Origin of the sequence: Bradyrhizobium sp. STM 3562 (assembly GCF_045571435.1) — a bacterium.
Lineage (GTDB): Bacteria > Pseudomonadota > Alphaproteobacteria > Rhizobiales > Xanthobacteraceae > Bradyrhizobium.
This window is the reverse complement of record NZ_CP120694.1, coordinates 611,516-626,980: the sequence shown is the minus strand read 5'-3', so window position 1 is coordinate 626,980 and position 15,465 is coordinate 611,516. Positions and strand designations below refer to the sequence as shown.

Below are 15,465 nucleotides of genomic sequence, written 5' to 3'. Positions count from 1 at the left end.
CGGAATGACCGTGAAAGAATGGTGCGAAAGAACGGCGGAGAAGGAGGTTACACCGACACCGCGTAGATCTCGTATTCGTCGCGGACCAGCTCGATATGGGCGCGCATGGCGACCGCGGCCCCCGCTTTGTCGCCGCGCATGATCGCGACGACCACACGATCATGCTCGGCATGCGATTTGGCCAGCCGTCCGAGATTGCGGAACTGGGCGCGGCGGAACGGCTGCACCCGCACCCGCGTCGCGAGCGTCATTTCGGCGATGTACGCGTTTTGCGATCCGGCGTAGATGGTGTTGTGGAAGCGCTCATTGACCTCGTGAAAGCGCTCGGGGTTGCCGGCATGGCTCAAGACCCGCAATTCCTCGTGAACCGCTTCCAGACCATGCCGCTCAGTGGGCGTCATGCGCTCGGCGGCGAGGCCCGCGCAGATCGCCTCCAGCTCCGCCATGGCTTCGAACATTCCGGTCAAACGTTCGATCGAGGGACGCGCCACCACTGCGCCACGATGGGCCCGCGCCTCAATCAGCCCGCTTGCTGCGAGTTGGCGCAGCGCTTCGCGTACCGGCGTGCGGGACACGTTGAAGCGCCGCGCGAGCTCGGTTTCATCGAGCGGCGCGCCCGGCCGCAAGGTGCCGCGCACGATCTCGTCCGCAAGCTGCAAGCGCAGCTCTTCTGCCCGGGTGATCTTCTCGGCCACGCTGGACGTGCGATCGACACGCCAGACCGCCGTCGCGCGCGCGGCTTTCGGACGCGACGGACTGTTGGCCGGAAGATCGTCAAGGCTCATATGGTCGTAACCTTCGGTTCGTCGATGATGCTGACATGAGCCGCGACGATTCTCCAGCCTTCCGGGAAGCGGATCCAGGTCTGCATCTGCCGACCCACCTTCCCCGGCGCGCTGTCACGATAGAACAGCGTCGAGGCCACCGCGGTGTCCCGGCCGTAGGTTGTGATCAGCGTCTTCGCGGTCTTGCGCATGAGCCCGAGCGGCGAGCGCGCCGCGCGGAATGCGTTGATCTCGGCATAGCCATAGAGGTTCTCGCCCATACCGTAGCGCAGGGTGCGGGGGTCGTTGCGGAACAATTCGCCGAGCACTGCGACGTCGTTGTTGACCAGCGCCTTCTCATAACGCTCGAATTGCACCGTCACTTCCGCGACGACCTCAGGCAGATCGATTTCCATGCGTTTCAAAATCCCGTTGGCTGCGGCGCCAGCGCGACGCCGCTTGTCTCCAGCGCAAAAGCCACACGCAGCGCGATATCTTCGCGCCAGGGCGGCGCGATGATCTGCACGCCGACCGGCATCGGCTCCAGCGGAATGGGCGCCGCGACCACCGGGAGCCCGATAAAGGAAATCGGCTGCGTGTGGATGCCGATATTGGCACGCACCGGCAGTTCGACGCCATCGAGCACGAAGGTCGCCTGACCGAGTTTTGGGGCGATGCAGGGTGTTGCCGGCGCAATGATGACGTCGACGGTTTTGAACAGCTCGGCGACTTGCGCGCGATACCAGCGGCGGAATTTTTGCGCGCGTTCGACCAGAGATCCCGGCACCATGGCGCCGGCGATCAGGCGGTCGCGTACCGCGGAATCGAAATCATCGGGGCGTTTGCGCAACCTATCGAGATGAAGCGAGGCGCCTTCGACCGTAGAGATCACGTAAGCCGCCGCCCGGGCGCGTGCGGCTTCGGGGAGTTCGACGGTTCGCGTGACGCCCAGCGCTTTGGCAACGCGGGCGACCGCTTCCTCGGCCTCCGCAAACAGGTTCTTCTGGAAGTAGCCGCCGGCCAGCGCGATGCGCAGATCGCCGATATCCTGCGACAATAGCGGTGCGACCTCGTCGATCCCGCGCGCGACGCAGGCCGCATCGTCGGGATCAGGTCCTTGCATCGCATCATAGGCGAGTGCGAGATCGGTGACGCTGCGTGCAAGCGGACCGAGATGGTCGAGGCTCGCGACAAACGGAAAGGAGCGCGCCCGCGACAGCCGGCCATAGGTCGGCTTCAACCCGAAAATCCCGCAGAAGGAGGACGGCACGCGGATCGAACCATTGGTGTCGGAGCCGAGCGCGATCGGCACCAGCGCCCCGCCGACAGCGCTGCCCGAGCCGCCGGAGGAGCCGCCGCTCATCCGCGTGACATCGTGCGGATTGCGCGAGGGGCCGTCATGAACATTCTCGCCCGTGAAGTCATAGGCGTATTCGCCCATGTTCAGCGCGCCGACAAGCACGGCGCCGGCGGCCTCCATCCGCTCGATCAAGGTCGCATCGCGCGGCGCCGGTGGGCGATCGCGGTTGATCTTGGAGCCGGCACGGGTTGGAAGGCCTTTGACGTCGAACAGATTCTTCACCGCGAAGGGCACGCCGGCGAGCGGGCCGATTTTTTCGCCCGAAAGGATCGCGGCGTCGACCGCGCGCGCTCTCTCCAGCGCGCGCTCGGCGGTGACGTCGGTGAAGGAATTGAGGATCGGGTCATGCTGCTTGATGCGCGCAAGCGCCGCTTCGGTTGCGGCCAGCGCGGTCGTCTTGCGCTCGATGACGGCCTTGGCGATCTGCGCAGCCGATAGTCGGTTCAGGTTTTCAGGCATTGCGGAATCAGGCGGTGAAGATGCTGGCAGGCTCGGCCTCGTCGGGCAGCGCGAACTCGTCGACCATTCGCGCCAATCTTAGCGAAACTTCGAGATTGGCCTTGACCGCGGGTCGCCAGGCCTCCTCGAGGGGCAGCGCCAGCGCCTTTGCGACCGCGTCGATGTATTCGTCAAGCGGATCAGCCATGTTTCTCCTCTTCTCCTGCTTGCCCACCGCACCGTCGCATCGCGAGCTCGCTGGCGGCGCTCGCCGCCTGCCGCTCGACGGCTCGCGGCCTTTCGCATCACAATGACACGATCACGCAACGCGTGCACGGCTCTCCGAACATTGGAGACGACCAAATTGCTCATGCCAGGCGAGTGCTGGGGGCTTGCCACCGGTTCAAATCGCGCGCGCCAGGTCGTGGTGGGGCATGCCAGGGCCGCTCCAGACATGCCCCACCCGGACGCGTATCGCGGCTGCGATACTCGCCCACCCTTCCCCCAGCTCCCCAGGGAAAGCGAAATCTTCGAGCCTCGATCCTGGCCCCGCGGCAAATCCGAGACGGATTTGCGAAAGGCGCGATGCTTCATGGTGCTCCGATGTTCGAGAGCTGGTTTGGAGCAAGGGATCGCAAGCTTCGTGCCAAGCGCACCCGTCGCCTGATCGGACACCAAACATCTGATCTCATTGGCGAATACTCGGTCGCGCGGGACTGAGCGCCCAGCAAAGCTGCATACAGAGCCTCGCTTTTGCTCTCCAAATAAGCAGAATGATCTCAGGTGCGCCTGTTCGGCTCGAGCCTCACCGATCCGGGTTTGCGCGTTCGAACTGGCGGAGCAGTCGATTGCCGCGCTCGACCGCCGAATCGAGCGCCTCCTTCGCCGACTTTTTCCCGCTGAACGCCTGTTCCAGCTCATCCTCGATCACGTCGCGGATCAGCACGAACGATCCGAGCCGGATGCCTTTCGAATTGTCGGTCGGCGGCTTCAAGCTGGTCTCTTCGGTCGAGATTGCCGCCCCCGGGTTGCGCGCATAAAAGCCCGAGTTGCGGGTGAGCTCGAGGGCAGCACGGGTGATCGGCAAATAACCCGTGTTCTGGTGCCAGGCGGCCTGCACTTCGGACCGCGACAGAAACGCAAAGAACTTTGCGACGCCCTTGTATTCCTCGCGCGGGCGGTCGCGCAGCACCCATAAGGTACCGCCCCCGATAATTGTGTTTTGCGGCGCGCCTTCGACATCAGGCCAATAAGGCAGCATGCCGTAGCCGACCTCGAACTTCGAATTGGTGATGATGTCGGCGCGCGTTGCGGAAGAGCCCAGGAAGATGCCGCATTCACCGCTCTGAAAGCGCGGCTCGGCCGATTGCGCGCGGCCGCCATAGTCGAACACCTTGGTTTTCTGCCATTCGGCAAGCTGCGCGATGTGGCGCACGAGAAGCGGATTGTTGAAGATCAATACCGCATCCAGGCCGCCGAAGCCGTTGGTGCGGGTCGCAATCGGCAGATTGTGGAAGGCGGAGAAATTCTCGACATTGATCCAGGAGGGCCAGGAGGTGGTGAAGCCGCAAGGCGCGCCCCACTCGCGCAGCCGCTTCGCATCCGTTCCCAGTTCGGGCCAGGTCTTTGGCGCGGCTTGCGGGTCGAGCCCGGCATCGCGGAACATGTTCTTGTTGTAATAGAGGATCGGGGTCGAGGCGTTGAACGGAAACGACAGCAGGTTGCCGCTCGCGTCGGCGTAGTAGCTGGCAATAGCGGGAAGATAGACGGAAGGCGGAAACGCCTCATGTTCGTCCCGCATCAATTCATAGACGGGATAGATCGCGCCGCGCGCGGCGATCATGGTCGCGGTGACGATCTCGCTCACCTGAACGATCGCCGGCTGACTCTTCGAGCGAAACGCGAAAACCGCGGCGGTGACGGTCTCGGCGTAATTGCCCTTATAGGTCGGCACGATCCGGTAGTCGGATTGCGAGGCATTGAAATCCGCGGCGAGCTTTTCCACCTGCCGGCCGAGCTGTCCGGACATCGCATGCCACCACTGGATTTCGGTGACGGCGCAGGCCGGAGAAGCAAGGCCGGCCGCCAAGGCCGCGCAAGCGATCGGCAGCGATCTGAAGAGGAGATTCACAATAACTGCTCCCGCAACTAAGCGCCTCGGCGTGTATTCTGGCAATATCTCGCGCGCCGGTAGCGTCGGGCAAATTCAAGAAAGCAATGATCCATCAGGCCATTGACGGCCCTATAAGGGTCGGCACAATAGACTGATCCTGCCTTTAGATGCAAAGACCGTTGAACCTTTTCCCACCTCTGTCGACATCATCATGAGGGATTGGAAGTTGGCAGACTACCGCGCCGAGCTTTGGCGGGCTGTTGCACTCGTGGGCGCCCATCCGCGCGCCCGCACGAGCGATGCCGTGTGCGAGCTTCGCCACGGTGCCCACCGGGTCGATTCCACCTCCAGGCGCCGAGCCGAACGGGCGGTCTGATCGAGATGATCTCACAACTCATGACACGCAGCCGCAAGGTGGAGTGAACTGGTGGTGGCGACCTCCCGGCGGAGCAAATCTGCGAAGCGGTCGTCTGGCATCGCCGCGGCGGTCCGCCTGCGCATGCTCACTCTGTTGCGGGCGGTCCCGATCCGCTGGCGTATCCTGTCGATCGCGGCGCTGAACTCGGCGGTCGTGCTGGTGCTCGCAGTGATGATCTGGAACGGGGCCAACGTACTCGGCTCGGCCTGGAAGGACGTGCGGCAGGCGCGCGAGTCCGAGAAGATCCTGGCGAGGCTGGAAAGCGAGACCAGCCGTCTGCAGAACCTGATCCACCGCTATATCAATCAACCGAGCCCCGAACTTTTCGCCGAGATCCTTTTGGTGCGCGAGGCCGTGCTCGGCACGCTGACGACGCGCGCGTCCACCGATCCGATGTTGTCGGGCTCGGTGGACGAACTCGAACACGCGACCGAACGCCTGCTCGACGGCTTCGGCCAATTGCGCGCCGTGCAGACCAAGATCGCCAAGACCTATGAGGAGCAGGTGCTGGGGCCCGCCAAGGATATGGCGGGACTCTATACGGCGATCGAGGGCGCCACCGGTCATCGCGACGCGCAGATCTGGCCCTCGCTCGGCAAATCCCGCGAGGCGTTCACGGCGATGCTGGTCGCCGCCAATTCCTATTATCTGTCGCTGGCAACCGCATCTGCGGAAGAAGCCCGCCGCAACACCGATACGATCGAAAAGACCATTCCGCTCATGAGCGGCCTCGCCGATAACGACCAGCAGCGCACGGCGCTGCAGCGGTTGCAGGCGCGCACGGCGGCGCTGCGCGACGGGCTTTCCAAGCTGACCGAGCAACTCTCCAACCGCACAGAATTGCTGCGCAACACCATCGATGCGACCCAGGCCGAGGCCACCGGCGCGGTCGATGAATTGTCGGCCAGGATGCGCGTACGTGAACAGAGCGCGCAGGCGACCTTCGACCGCGCGTTGTCGGATATCTCGCGCCGCGTATTGTCGATCGCCGTGATTTTCTTAGGCATCATCTTGAGCGCCGGCGTTCTGATCGCGCTCTCGATCCGCCTGCCACTGCAGCAAATCATGACGGCGATGGGCGCCATCACCATGGGCGACTTCGAGCGCGAGGTGCAGGGCATCAATGCGCGCGATGAGGTTGGCGCCATGGCGCGTGCGGTGGAGGTGTTTCGCGAGAACGCCATTGCCAAACGCAAGGCCGAGGACGAGCTGCGTGCTTCCAAGGAAAGGGCCGAAAGCGCGCTGCTCGAGCTCAACACCGCGCAGCAGAACCTGATCGATGCCGAGCGCCTGGCCGCATTGGGCGGGCTCGTCGCCGGCGTCGCCCACGAGGTCAACAACCCGATCGGCATCAGCCTCACGGTCGCTTCCAGCCTCGCGCGGCGAACGCAAATCTTCGAGGCCGAGCTGAAGAGCGAGGGCCAGTTGCGTCGCTCCCAGTTGGAGGAATTCGTGCGCTCCTCGCGCGACGCCTCCGAACAGTTGGTCGCCAATCTTCACCGTGCCGGCGAGCTGATTCAGTCCTTCAAACAAGTCGCGGTTGACCGTTCACACGCGGAACGCCGCCAGTTCCCGCTCAGAGAGGCGACGGACCAGATCATCGCAAGCTTGCGGCCGGTCCTGAAGCGGGCGCCGATCACGCTTCAGACCGACGTGCCGGAAAACCTCGTAATCGACGGCTATCCCGGCTTTTACGGCCAGATTTTAACCAATCTGTTCCTCAATGCTGTCAATCACGCCTTTGCCGACGGCCGTTCCGGAACAATCTCGATAGCAGCGCGGCCGCGCGGGGCGGACGATGTCGAGATCATTTTTGCCGATGACGGGGCCGGAATGACCCCCGAAGTGCAGCGCCAGGCCTTCGATCCCTTCTTTACGACCCGCCGCAACGAGGGCGGCACCGGACTCGGGCTGCATATCGTCTATAATCTCGTGACCCAGCAGCTCGGCGGCCGCATGATGCTGGAGTCAAGACCGGGACAAGGCACCACTTTTCGCATTATCATGCCCCGGATCGCCAAGGGTGGCGGGGCAACAGAAGAAACAGACGGGGCGCAATGGCCGAACAGGACGATGTCCTCCACCTGATCGACGACACCGGAGCCGCTCCGGAGGATACGTCCGCGCGCAAATGGAAGATCGCCGTCATCGACGATGATCAGGCCGTGCACGAGGGCACCCGCTTTGCGCTCTCCGACTACAGCCTCAATGGCCAGGGGCTTGAAATCCTCTCCGCCTATTCCGCGGCCGAAGGGCGCGCCTTGATGCGGGCTCATCCCGATATTGCCGCGGTGCTGCTGGACGTCATCATGGAGACGGACGTCGCCGGGCTCGAGCTCGTCGAGTACATCCGCAACGAGATCAGGAACGAGACGGTCCGCATCATCCTGCGCACCGGCCAACCGGGCCAGGCGCCGGAGCGGCGCGTCATCGTCCAGTACGACATCAACGACTACAAGGCGAAGACCGAGCTTACCGCCGACAAGCTGTTCACCTCCCTGACGGCGGCGCTGCGCAGCTATCAACAGCTCGAGCGCATGGTGCAGACCCGGCGCGGGCTGGAGATCATCATCGATGCCGCCTCCACGCTCTACGACTTCAAGTCGATGCAGCGGCTGGCGGAGGGCGTGCTGACCCAGCTCGCATCGCTGCTCAACGTCGACTGCGCCGGCATTCTCGTGCTGCGCGACGACGGCAGCAAGGCCGGCGATGATTTTGCGGTGCTGGCCGGCTCTGGCTGCTACAGCCGCTTTATCGGCTCCGCCGGGTCCAAATCGCTGGATCCGGATTTGCGGACCATGGTGGAGGCGGCCTTCAAGCGCCGCAAGCACGAGTTTGCCGATCAGCGCACGGTGCTCTACATCCGCACGGGAAGCGGGCGCGAAGTCGTCGTGCTGCTGCAGGCCGAGCGCCCTCTCTCGGAAACCGACCGCTCGTTGGTGGAGATTTTCGGCAGCCGGCTCTCCATCGCCTTCGACAACGTGATCCTCTATCAGCAGCTCCACGAAGCCAATACCCAGCTCGAGGACCGCGTCGCGCAGCGGACGCGGGCGCTGATGCAGGCCAACCGGCGGCTCTCGGCGCAGTGGCTGCGGCTGCAGCGCGCCAATGCCTTCAAGAACGAGATCCTGGGCACGGTGGCCCATGACCTGAAGAATCCGCTCGGCGTCATCCTCGGGCGCACCGAAATGCTCACCGAGCTGATCTCGACCGGCGCCTCGCGCGAGAGCATCACCGCTCAGATCGAGCACGTCCGCGATGCCACCAAGCGGTTGACCTCGATGGTCGACCATTTGATCACCGACGCGATGGCCGATGCTTTCGACATCACCATCCGCCGCGAGCCGGTCGATATTGCCGCCCTGGTCGGCGAAGTCGTGGAAGCGAACCAGCCGCTTGCCGTCAACAAGCAGCAGGCGATCACGGTATCCGCGCCGCCGAACATCTTGACCATGTGCGACACCGACCGCATTCGCGAATCGATCGACAATCTGGTCTCCAACGCCATCAAATACAGCCCGATCGGGGGCAAGATCTCGGTCGTCGTGACCCGCGAGGACAACAATACGGCGATTCGGGTGACCGACGAGGGGGCCGGATTGTCGCCGGAAGATCTGGGGCGGCTGTTCGGCCGCTTTCAGCGGCTTTCGGCCAAGCCCACCGCGGGCGAAAGCTCGACGGGGCTCGGGCTGTCGATCGTGAAGCGGATTATCGACATGCATGGCGGCGAAGTCACCGCCAACAGCGCCGGTCCCGGCAAGGGATCAACCTTCACCATCACTCTACCTGCGACCGAGATGTCATGAGCCAGAGCCAGCACATCATCATCGTCGATGACGAGGCGCCGGCGCGCGAGATGGTCGGCGATTATCTCAAGATGCACGGCTTCACCGTGACGCTGTGCGACGGCGGCAAGAGCCTGCGCAGCGCGATCGAAACCAGCGCACCCGACCTTGTGGTGCTCGACCTCAACATGCCCGAGGAGGACGGATTGTCCGTCATCCGCGATCTCAAGAGCCGCTCCAACATTCCGATCATCATGCTGACCGCCACTGCGAGCCCGATCGATCGCGTGGTCGGGCTCGAGCTGGGGGCCGACGATTACGTCGCCAAACCCTGCGAGCTGCGCGAATTGATGGCGCGTATCCGCTCGGTTCTGCGGCGGAGCGGACCACCCAAGGCCGCCGCGGACGCCTCGGCGGCGGCCAAGAGCGGCAAAGAGCAGTTGGTGCGGTTCGGCACCAAATGGCTCGATCTCGAGGCACAGGCCCTGCGCGACGAGGAGGGCAACGAGCATCCACTCACCGCATCCGAATTCGGACTCCTGAAAGTGTTCGCCGCCAATCCCAAGCGGGTGCTGTCGCGAGAGCGGCTTTTGGAACTCGCCAATGCCCGCGACAGCGAGGCGTTCGACCGCGCCGTTGACCTGCGGATCATGCGCATCCGCCGCAAGATCGAACCGGACCCGACCAAGCCCGCGGTGATCCGCACCATTCGCGGCGGCGGCTACCTGTTCTCGCCGACCGAGGAGAAGGCGTAGCCTTCCGCGCTGCGCGCCCTCTCCCCCGCGAGCGGGGCGAGGTCAGCTTCCACAAAGCCACGCCTCGGGCCTATCGGTCCCGGGCTTGCGCGACAGCGACAGCTTCCTGTTTCGGTCTGTTTCGATCTCCCGCGGCAATTTTCCATGCATTGAAAACATTCACAATTTTGTCCCGAATGTTTCGTCGCGGGGCGTCCGACGAAACAATTCTCTTACCGACGAAACCATTTTGAGCTTGCGGTGCAGACGTCCGGAAACTTTGCCTGATTAACACTTTCTTCCCAAGGAAGCGCCGCGGCATAGGCGGCACATGGGGAGAGTGTCATGCAGAACGTCGTCGCTATCAACGCGGCAGCCCGCCAGAGCATCGACGCCGCTCAGGCTGCCTCGGACGAGATGCTGCTGGAGGGCATTGCCGATGGCAACCGGACCGCAATGCACATCCTTTACGCCCGGCACAATGTGAGGGTTTATCGTTTCATCCTGCGCATCGTCCGCGATGCCAGCGTGGCGGAAGACTTGGTCAGCCAGGTGTTCCTCGATGTCTGGCGCACGGCGGCCCAATTCGAGGGCCGCTCGCAGGTATCCACCTGGCTGCTGTCGATCGCACGCTTCAAGGCGCTGACCTCCCTGCGCCAGCGGCGCTTCGAGGACATCGATCAGGACGACGTGCGCGAGATCGCCGACGATGCCGACACGCCGGAAGCCTCGCTCGATCGCGCAACCACCAGCGAGATCCTGCGCGCCTGCGTCGCTAAACTGTCGCCGGCGCACCGTGAGATCATCAATCTCGTCTACTACCACGAGAAGTCCGTGGAGGAGGTGGGCGCGATCATCGGCATTCCTCAGAGCACGGTGAAGACACGTATGTTCTACGCCCGCAAGCAGCTCGCCGATCTCTTGAGGGGCGCGGGCGTCGACAGCCTTGCGGCTTAATGAAATTGAAGGATGACGAAGCAATTGAAACAATCGGCGAAATCACGTTGAAAGATTGATCTGCTATTTCAGTACGCAATCGATTTAGTCGTCAGCTAGCTTACCGCTTTAACCTCCCAGGACCTCCAACGACCCGGACGGGATGCCCCCTCCCGGGTCGTTCTTATTTTGCACGCTGCCGCCAAAGTGGGACGCAACGTCCAATTTCCTCGCCACTGCAGGCGTGATAAATCAGCCGCGCAAATAACGATGGTGGCGTGCATGCTCGGCTTGGATGCAGTTGTTTTGGCCCGTGCGCAATTTGCATTCACCATGACGTTTCACATCGTCTTTCCCGCCTTCTCGATCGGGCTTGCGAGCTATCTTGCGGTGCTGGAAGCGCTGTGGCTTTGGACCGGGCGCGACGTCTTCATCAACCTGTTCAATTACTGGCTGAAGATCTTCGCCGTCGCCTTCGGCATGGGCGTCGTGTCCGGGATCGTGATGTCCTACCAGTTCGGGACCAACTGGTCGGTCTTTGCCGACAGGACCGGCCCCGTGATCGGACCGCTGATGGCCTATGAGGTGCTCACCGCGTTCTTTCTCGAAGCGGGCTTTCTCGGCGTCATGCTGTTCGGCTTAAGGCGCGTCGGGCCGAGGCTGCATTTCCTCGCGACGCTGATGGTGGCGATCGGCACCCTGATCTCCGCCTTCTGGATTCTTTCCGCCAATTCCTGGATGCAGACGCCCAGCGGATTTGCGGTCAACGCCGATGGCCAATTCGTCGCGGCCGACTGGTTCAAGGTGATCTTCAATCCGTCCTTTCCCTACCGCCTGGTGCATATGGTGCTGGCGGCCTACCTCACCACGGCACTGGTGGTCGGCGCTGTCGGCGCCTTTCACCTGTTGCGCGACCAGCATCTCGCGGGTCCCCGGGTGATGTTCTCGATGGCGATGTGGATGGCGACACTGGTGGCGCCGCTCCAGATCCTGGCCGGGGACCAACACGGCCTCAACACGCTGGAACATCAGCCGGTGAAGATCATGGCCATGGAGGGCCATTTCCAAAGCCATAAGGACGGCGCGCCACTCTATCTCTTCGGTCTGCCGGATGAGGCGGCCGCCAAGGTCAAGTATGCCATCGATATTCCGAAGCTCGGATCGCTGATCCTCAAACATTCCCCCGATGCGCCGATGGATGGACTAGACACCGTGCCGCGCGAGAACTGGCCGCCGGTGCCGATCACCTTCTGGGCGTTCCGCATCATGGTGGGCCTCGGCTTTCTGATGTTCGCCCTCGGCCTGCTCAGCCTCTGGGAGCGCTCGCGCGGGCGGCTGTACCAGTCGCAGCTCTTGCACCGCTTCGCGCTGCTGATGGGGCCCGCCGGCTTCCTCGCCGTGATCGCAGGCTGGGTCACCACCGAAACCGGACGCCAGCCGTTCACCATCTACGGCCTGTTGCGCACCGCCGACTCCGTCTCGCCGCTGGCGGTACCCGCGGTCGGCTCGTCCCTGCTTGCCTTCGTGATCGTCTACTTCGCGGTCTACGCGGCCGGCATTCTCTATCTGTTGCGGTTGATGGCGCAGCCGCCGCATCCGGGCGAAGAAGGGCCCGGCACCGAGAGCCCGGTCCGCAGCGCCGGCATCACGCCAGCCGCGGGCATCCCTACGGAGGTCGGCGCGTCATGAGTGCGACCGTCGATCTCGCAACCATCTGGGCCTTCATCATCGCTTTTGCGGTGTTTGTCTATGTGGTGATGGACGGGTTCGATCTCGGGCTCGGCATCCTGTTTCCGCTGTTTCCGGCGAAGGCGGATCGCGACGTCATCACCAACACCGTGGCGCCGGTGTGGGACGGCAACGAGACCTGGCTCGTGCTCGGCGGCGGCGGGCTGATGGCAGCGTTTCCGCTCGCCTATGCCGTGCTGCTGCCCGCGCTCTACACACCCATCATCGCCATGCTGATCGGCCTGATCTTTCGCGGCGTCGCCTTCGAATTCCGCTGGCGCACGCGTTCCCAGAGCAACCGCTGGGACATCGCCTTCTGCGGCGGATCGTGGCTAGCGGCATTGGCGCAGGGCGTTGCGCTCGGCGCGATCCTGCAGGGGGTGCATGTCGAAGGGCGGCAATATGCCGGCGGCTGGTGGGACTGGCTGACGCCGTTCAGCCTCTTGACCGGCGCGTCGCTGGTTGTCGGCTACGCGCTGCTGGGCGCGACCTGGCTGATCCTGAAGACGGAGGGCGAACTGCGCGAGAAGGCCTACCACATTAGCTGGTATCTTCTGTTCGGCATGCTCGCCGCGATCGCCGCGGTCAGCCTGGCGACGCCGCTTTTGACCATCCATTATGCGCAGCGCTGGTTCACCTGGCCCAATGTCGTCCTCACCGCGCCGGTGCCGCTGGCGGTGGCCGTCGTAACGGTGGCTCTCCTGAAGAGCCTCGCCGACAAGCAGGACCGGCAACCCTTCGTGCTGTCGCTCCTTTTATTCCTGTTGTCCTATGCGGGACTGGGCATCAGCATGTACCCCTATATCGTGCCGCAGAGCATCACCATCTGGCAGGCGGCTGCGCCCGAGAACAGTCAGCTCTTCATGCTGGTCGGCGTCGCCGTGCTGATTCCGCTGATCCTCGGCTATACAGCGTGGGCCTATTGGGTCTTTCGCGGCAAGGTGAAGCCGGACAGCGGCTATCACTGATGGCTCCGGAGCACCCGACCACACCGCTGGCGCGACGGCTCCTCTGGTTCGTGGCGCTGTGGCTGGCGGGGGTCGGCGCGGTCGCGACGGTCGCGTTGATCCTGCACCTCTGGCTGGGGGCGAACTAAGCGCATCAGGGCAAGCCCCGCCGCGCGTTACAATTGTCACGAAAGATTCAAGGGCTTGGAGAGGTCTCTGCGCGGGCACCATCATCAACTTGCCATCAAGCTGCCGCTGAGATTTGATGGTTGCGTTGATTTGGCTGGCATCCCACAAGGAGAGTCCTTGATGACGACGTTTCGTCACTTGAGCTGGATGATGATCGCGGCGCTCGGCCTGGTCGTTTCGGCTGCACCGGGCTTCGCGCAGCAGCAGAACGATCCCGGCGACCAGCCCGGACTTGTGGCGGACGATTCCTATCAGCTCGATCCGGAGTGGCAGAAGCAGGTGGTGTATTATCGAACCACCGAACCGCCTGGCACCATCATCATCTCCACGGCCGAGCGACATCTGTATCTGGTGCAGCCCGGCGGACGCGCGGTGCGCTACGGCATCGGCGTCGGCCGCGACGGCTTTCAGTGGCAGGGTCTGCTCAACATCACCAGGAAGGCGGAGTGGCCGGACTGGACGCCGCCGCCGGAAATGATCGCGCGCCAGCCTTATCTGCCGCGCTTCATGGCCGGCGGGCCCGGCAACCCGCTCGGCGCGCGGGCAATGTATCTCGGCACGACCGTCTACCGCATCCATGGCACCAATCAGCCCTGGACCATCGGCACCAAGATCTCCTCAGGCTGCTTCCGCCTTGTCAATGCCGATGTCACCGATCTCTACGACCGCGTGCCCGTTGGCACCAAGGTCATCGTCAGGCAGAAGCCCGAATTGTAAGGCGCGGGCTTCCATTTCCGTTTTCTGCTGTTTCGTCTCCTGATACTGCGAGGGGCAAATGAAGCGCACATTCCGAGGCGGCCTGACGATCGGGCTCGCGGTCGCCGTCCTGGTCGCGGCCGGTGCCGCCGCTTATGAGATCTACGATACCCGCACGCTGAAACGCACGATCCGCCGCGGCGAGGTTTATTGCGGCGTCAACAAGGGCCTGCCTGGCTTCTCGATTCCCGACGAGAAGGGCAACTGGACCGGCTTTGACGTGGACTTCTGCCGCGCGGTCGCATCCGCGATCTTCGACGATCCGAGCAAGGCGAAGTTCATCCCGCTCGACGCCAATGAGCGCTTCAAGGAGCTGCAGAACCGCAAGGTGGACATCCTCTCGCGCAACTCCACCTGGAACATGTCGCGCGAGGAGAATTACGACCTCTATTTCCCGGCAGTCGCCTATTATGACGGCCAGGGCTTCATGCTGCCGCGCTCGCGCAACATCGAGTCCGCGCTCGACCTCAACGGCAGCAAGGTCTGCGTGCAGTCGGGCACGACGACGGCGCTCAACCTCGCCGACTATTTCCACGTCAACAACATGAAATATCAGGAGATGAAGTTCGACAAGCTGGACGATGTGGTCAAGGCCTATGACAGCGGCCAGTGCGACACGTTGACCGCCGACGTCTCCCAGCTCTACGCCTTGCGGCTCAATCTCTCCAAGCCGAACGATCACATGATCCTGCCCGACGTCATCTCCAAGGAGCCGCTCGCGCCCGTGGTGCGCCAGCGCGACGACGACTGGATGATGATCGTCAAGTGGACGCTCTATGCCATGATCAACGCCGAGGAGCTCGGCGTCACCTCGAAGAACATCGACGAGGCCCTGAAGTCGAAGAAGCCTGATGTGATGCGGCTGGTCGGCACTGAAGGCAGCTTCGGCGAAGACCTCGGCCTCACCAAGGACTGGGCCGTGCGCATCATCCGCCACGTCGGCAATTACGGCGAGGTCTACGACCGCAACATCGGGGCGGAATCGAAGTTGCACATTCCGCGCGGCCTGAACCAGCTCTGGAATGCCGGCGGGATCCAATACGCGCCGCCAATCAGATGATTTAGCCGGCGGGACGGGCCTCACGGGCTGCTGTCATCACCCGCGGAGACGGGTGATCCAGTATTCCAGAGACGCTCGACTTACACGGCGAGGCCGCGGCGGACAGGATCCGCCCGGCCAAGCCGGGCGATGACCGGTGAGTGTGGGCGTCTGCCCGATTTCTCGATTCAATTTTCAAACAACGATGAAGATGCGCGTGCGCGTTCCCGCGACGCACTGCGCCCGAGCTGTGCTGCG

The 15,465-nt window shown here is 63.3% G+C and carries 14 protein-coding genes; 9 read left to right on the top strand and 5 right to left on the bottom strand.

The window, feature by feature from the left end; genetic code table 11:
* Nucleotides 1–47: 47 nt before the first annotated feature.
* The 5 genes from P6U23_RS02870 to ugpB form a co-directional block, all read right to left on the bottom strand.
* Nucleotides 48–785 (bottom strand): GntR family transcriptional regulator, encoded by a 738-nt coding sequence (locus P6U23_RS02870; protein ID WP_407178098.1) that lies wholly within the window; start codon nucleotides 783–785, stop codon nucleotides 48–50.
* Complete coding sequence (hpxZ, locus tag P6U23_RS02865; protein ID WP_407178097.1) at nucleotides 782–1,180, bottom strand: oxalurate catabolism protein HpxZ; 399 nt, start codon at nucleotides 1,178–1,180, stop codon at nucleotides 782–784. The genes P6U23_RS02870 and hpxZ overlap by 4 nt, the downstream gene beginning before the upstream one ends.
* Before the next feature lie 5 nt (nucleotides 1,181–1,185).
* Nucleotides 1,186–2,583, bottom strand: a complete 1,398-nt coding sequence (locus tag P6U23_RS02860; RefSeq protein ID WP_407178096.1) for an AtzE family amidohydrolase — start codon at nucleotides 2,581–2,583, stop codon at nucleotides 1,186–1,188.
* Between the two features lie 7 nt (nucleotides 2,584–2,590).
* Nucleotides 2,591–2,770 (bottom strand): DUF4089 domain-containing protein, encoded by a 180-nt coding sequence (locus P6U23_RS02855; RefSeq protein ID WP_407178095.1) that lies wholly within the window; start codon nucleotides 2,768–2,770, stop codon nucleotides 2,591–2,593.
* 597 nt (nucleotides 2,771–3,367) lie between these two features.
* Nucleotides 3,368–4,693, bottom strand: a complete 1,326-nt coding sequence (gene ugpB, locus P6U23_RS02850) for a sn-glycerol-3-phosphate ABC transporter substrate-binding protein UgpB (RefSeq protein ID WP_407178094.1) — start codon at nucleotides 4,691–4,693, stop codon at nucleotides 3,368–3,370.
* Between the two features lie 481 nt (nucleotides 4,694–5,174).
* On the opposite strand from ugpB, the gene P6U23_RS02845 reads away from it, so the two are divergent.
* The 9 genes from P6U23_RS02845 (at nucleotide 5,175) to P6U23_RS02805 (ending at nucleotide 15,228) form a co-directional block, all read left to right on the top strand.
* The gene (locus P6U23_RS02845) at nucleotides 5,175–7,181 is read left to right on the top strand and encodes an ATP-binding protein (RefSeq protein WP_407181763.1); all 2,007 of its coding nucleotides are present in this window, start codon (nucleotides 5,175–5,177) and stop codon (nucleotides 7,179–7,181) included.
* Nucleotides 7,151–8,899: a DUF3369 domain-containing protein gene (locus P6U23_RS02840; RefSeq protein WP_407178093.1), complete on the top strand. Its 1,749-nt coding sequence runs from the start codon at nucleotides 7,151–7,153 to the stop codon at nucleotides 8,897–8,899. The genes P6U23_RS02845 and P6U23_RS02840 overlap by 31 nt, the downstream gene beginning before the upstream one ends.
* Nucleotides 8,896–9,633, top strand: coding sequence for a response regulator (locus P6U23_RS02835; RefSeq protein ID WP_407178092.1), 738 nt, complete (start codon nucleotides 8,896–8,898; stop codon nucleotides 9,631–9,633). Before P6U23_RS02840 ends, P6U23_RS02835 begins: the two co-directional genes overlap by 4 nt.
* Before the next feature lie 324 nt (nucleotides 9,634–9,957).
* The gene (locus P6U23_RS02830; protein ID WP_407178091.1) at nucleotides 9,958–10,569 is read left to right on the top strand and encodes a sigma-70 family RNA polymerase sigma factor; all 612 of its coding nucleotides are present in this window, start codon (nucleotides 9,958–9,960) and stop codon (nucleotides 10,567–10,569) included.
* Between the two features lie 261 nt (nucleotides 10,570–10,830).
* Nucleotides 10,831–12,237: a cytochrome ubiquinol oxidase subunit I gene (locus P6U23_RS02825; RefSeq protein WP_407178090.1), complete on the top strand. Its 1,407-nt coding sequence runs from the start codon at nucleotides 10,831–10,833 to the stop codon at nucleotides 12,235–12,237.
* Complete coding sequence (cydB, locus tag P6U23_RS02820; RefSeq protein WP_407178089.1) at nucleotides 12,234–13,244, top strand: cytochrome d ubiquinol oxidase subunit II; 1,011 nt, start codon at nucleotides 12,234–12,236, stop codon at nucleotides 13,242–13,244. Before P6U23_RS02825 ends, cydB begins: the two co-directional genes overlap by 4 nt.
* Nucleotides 13,244–13,372, top strand: coding sequence for a DUF2474 domain-containing protein (locus tag P6U23_RS02815; protein WP_407178088.1), 129 nt, complete (start codon nucleotides 13,244–13,246; stop codon nucleotides 13,370–13,372). Before cydB ends, P6U23_RS02815 begins: the two co-directional genes overlap by 1 nt.
* A 160-nt stretch (nucleotides 13,373–13,532) precedes the next feature.
* A complete protein-coding gene (locus P6U23_RS02810) occupies nucleotides 13,533–14,129 on the top strand; it encodes a L,D-transpeptidase (RefSeq protein WP_407178087.1) in 597 nt (198 codons plus the stop codon).
* A gap of 58 nt (nucleotides 14,130–14,187) precedes the next feature.
* Nucleotides 14,188–15,228: an amino acid ABC transporter substrate-binding protein gene (locus P6U23_RS02805; protein ID WP_407178086.1), complete on the top strand. Its 1,041-nt coding sequence runs from the start codon at nucleotides 14,188–14,190 to the stop codon at nucleotides 15,226–15,228.
* The last annotated feature ends 237 nt before the right edge of the window (nucleotides 15,229–15,465 follow it).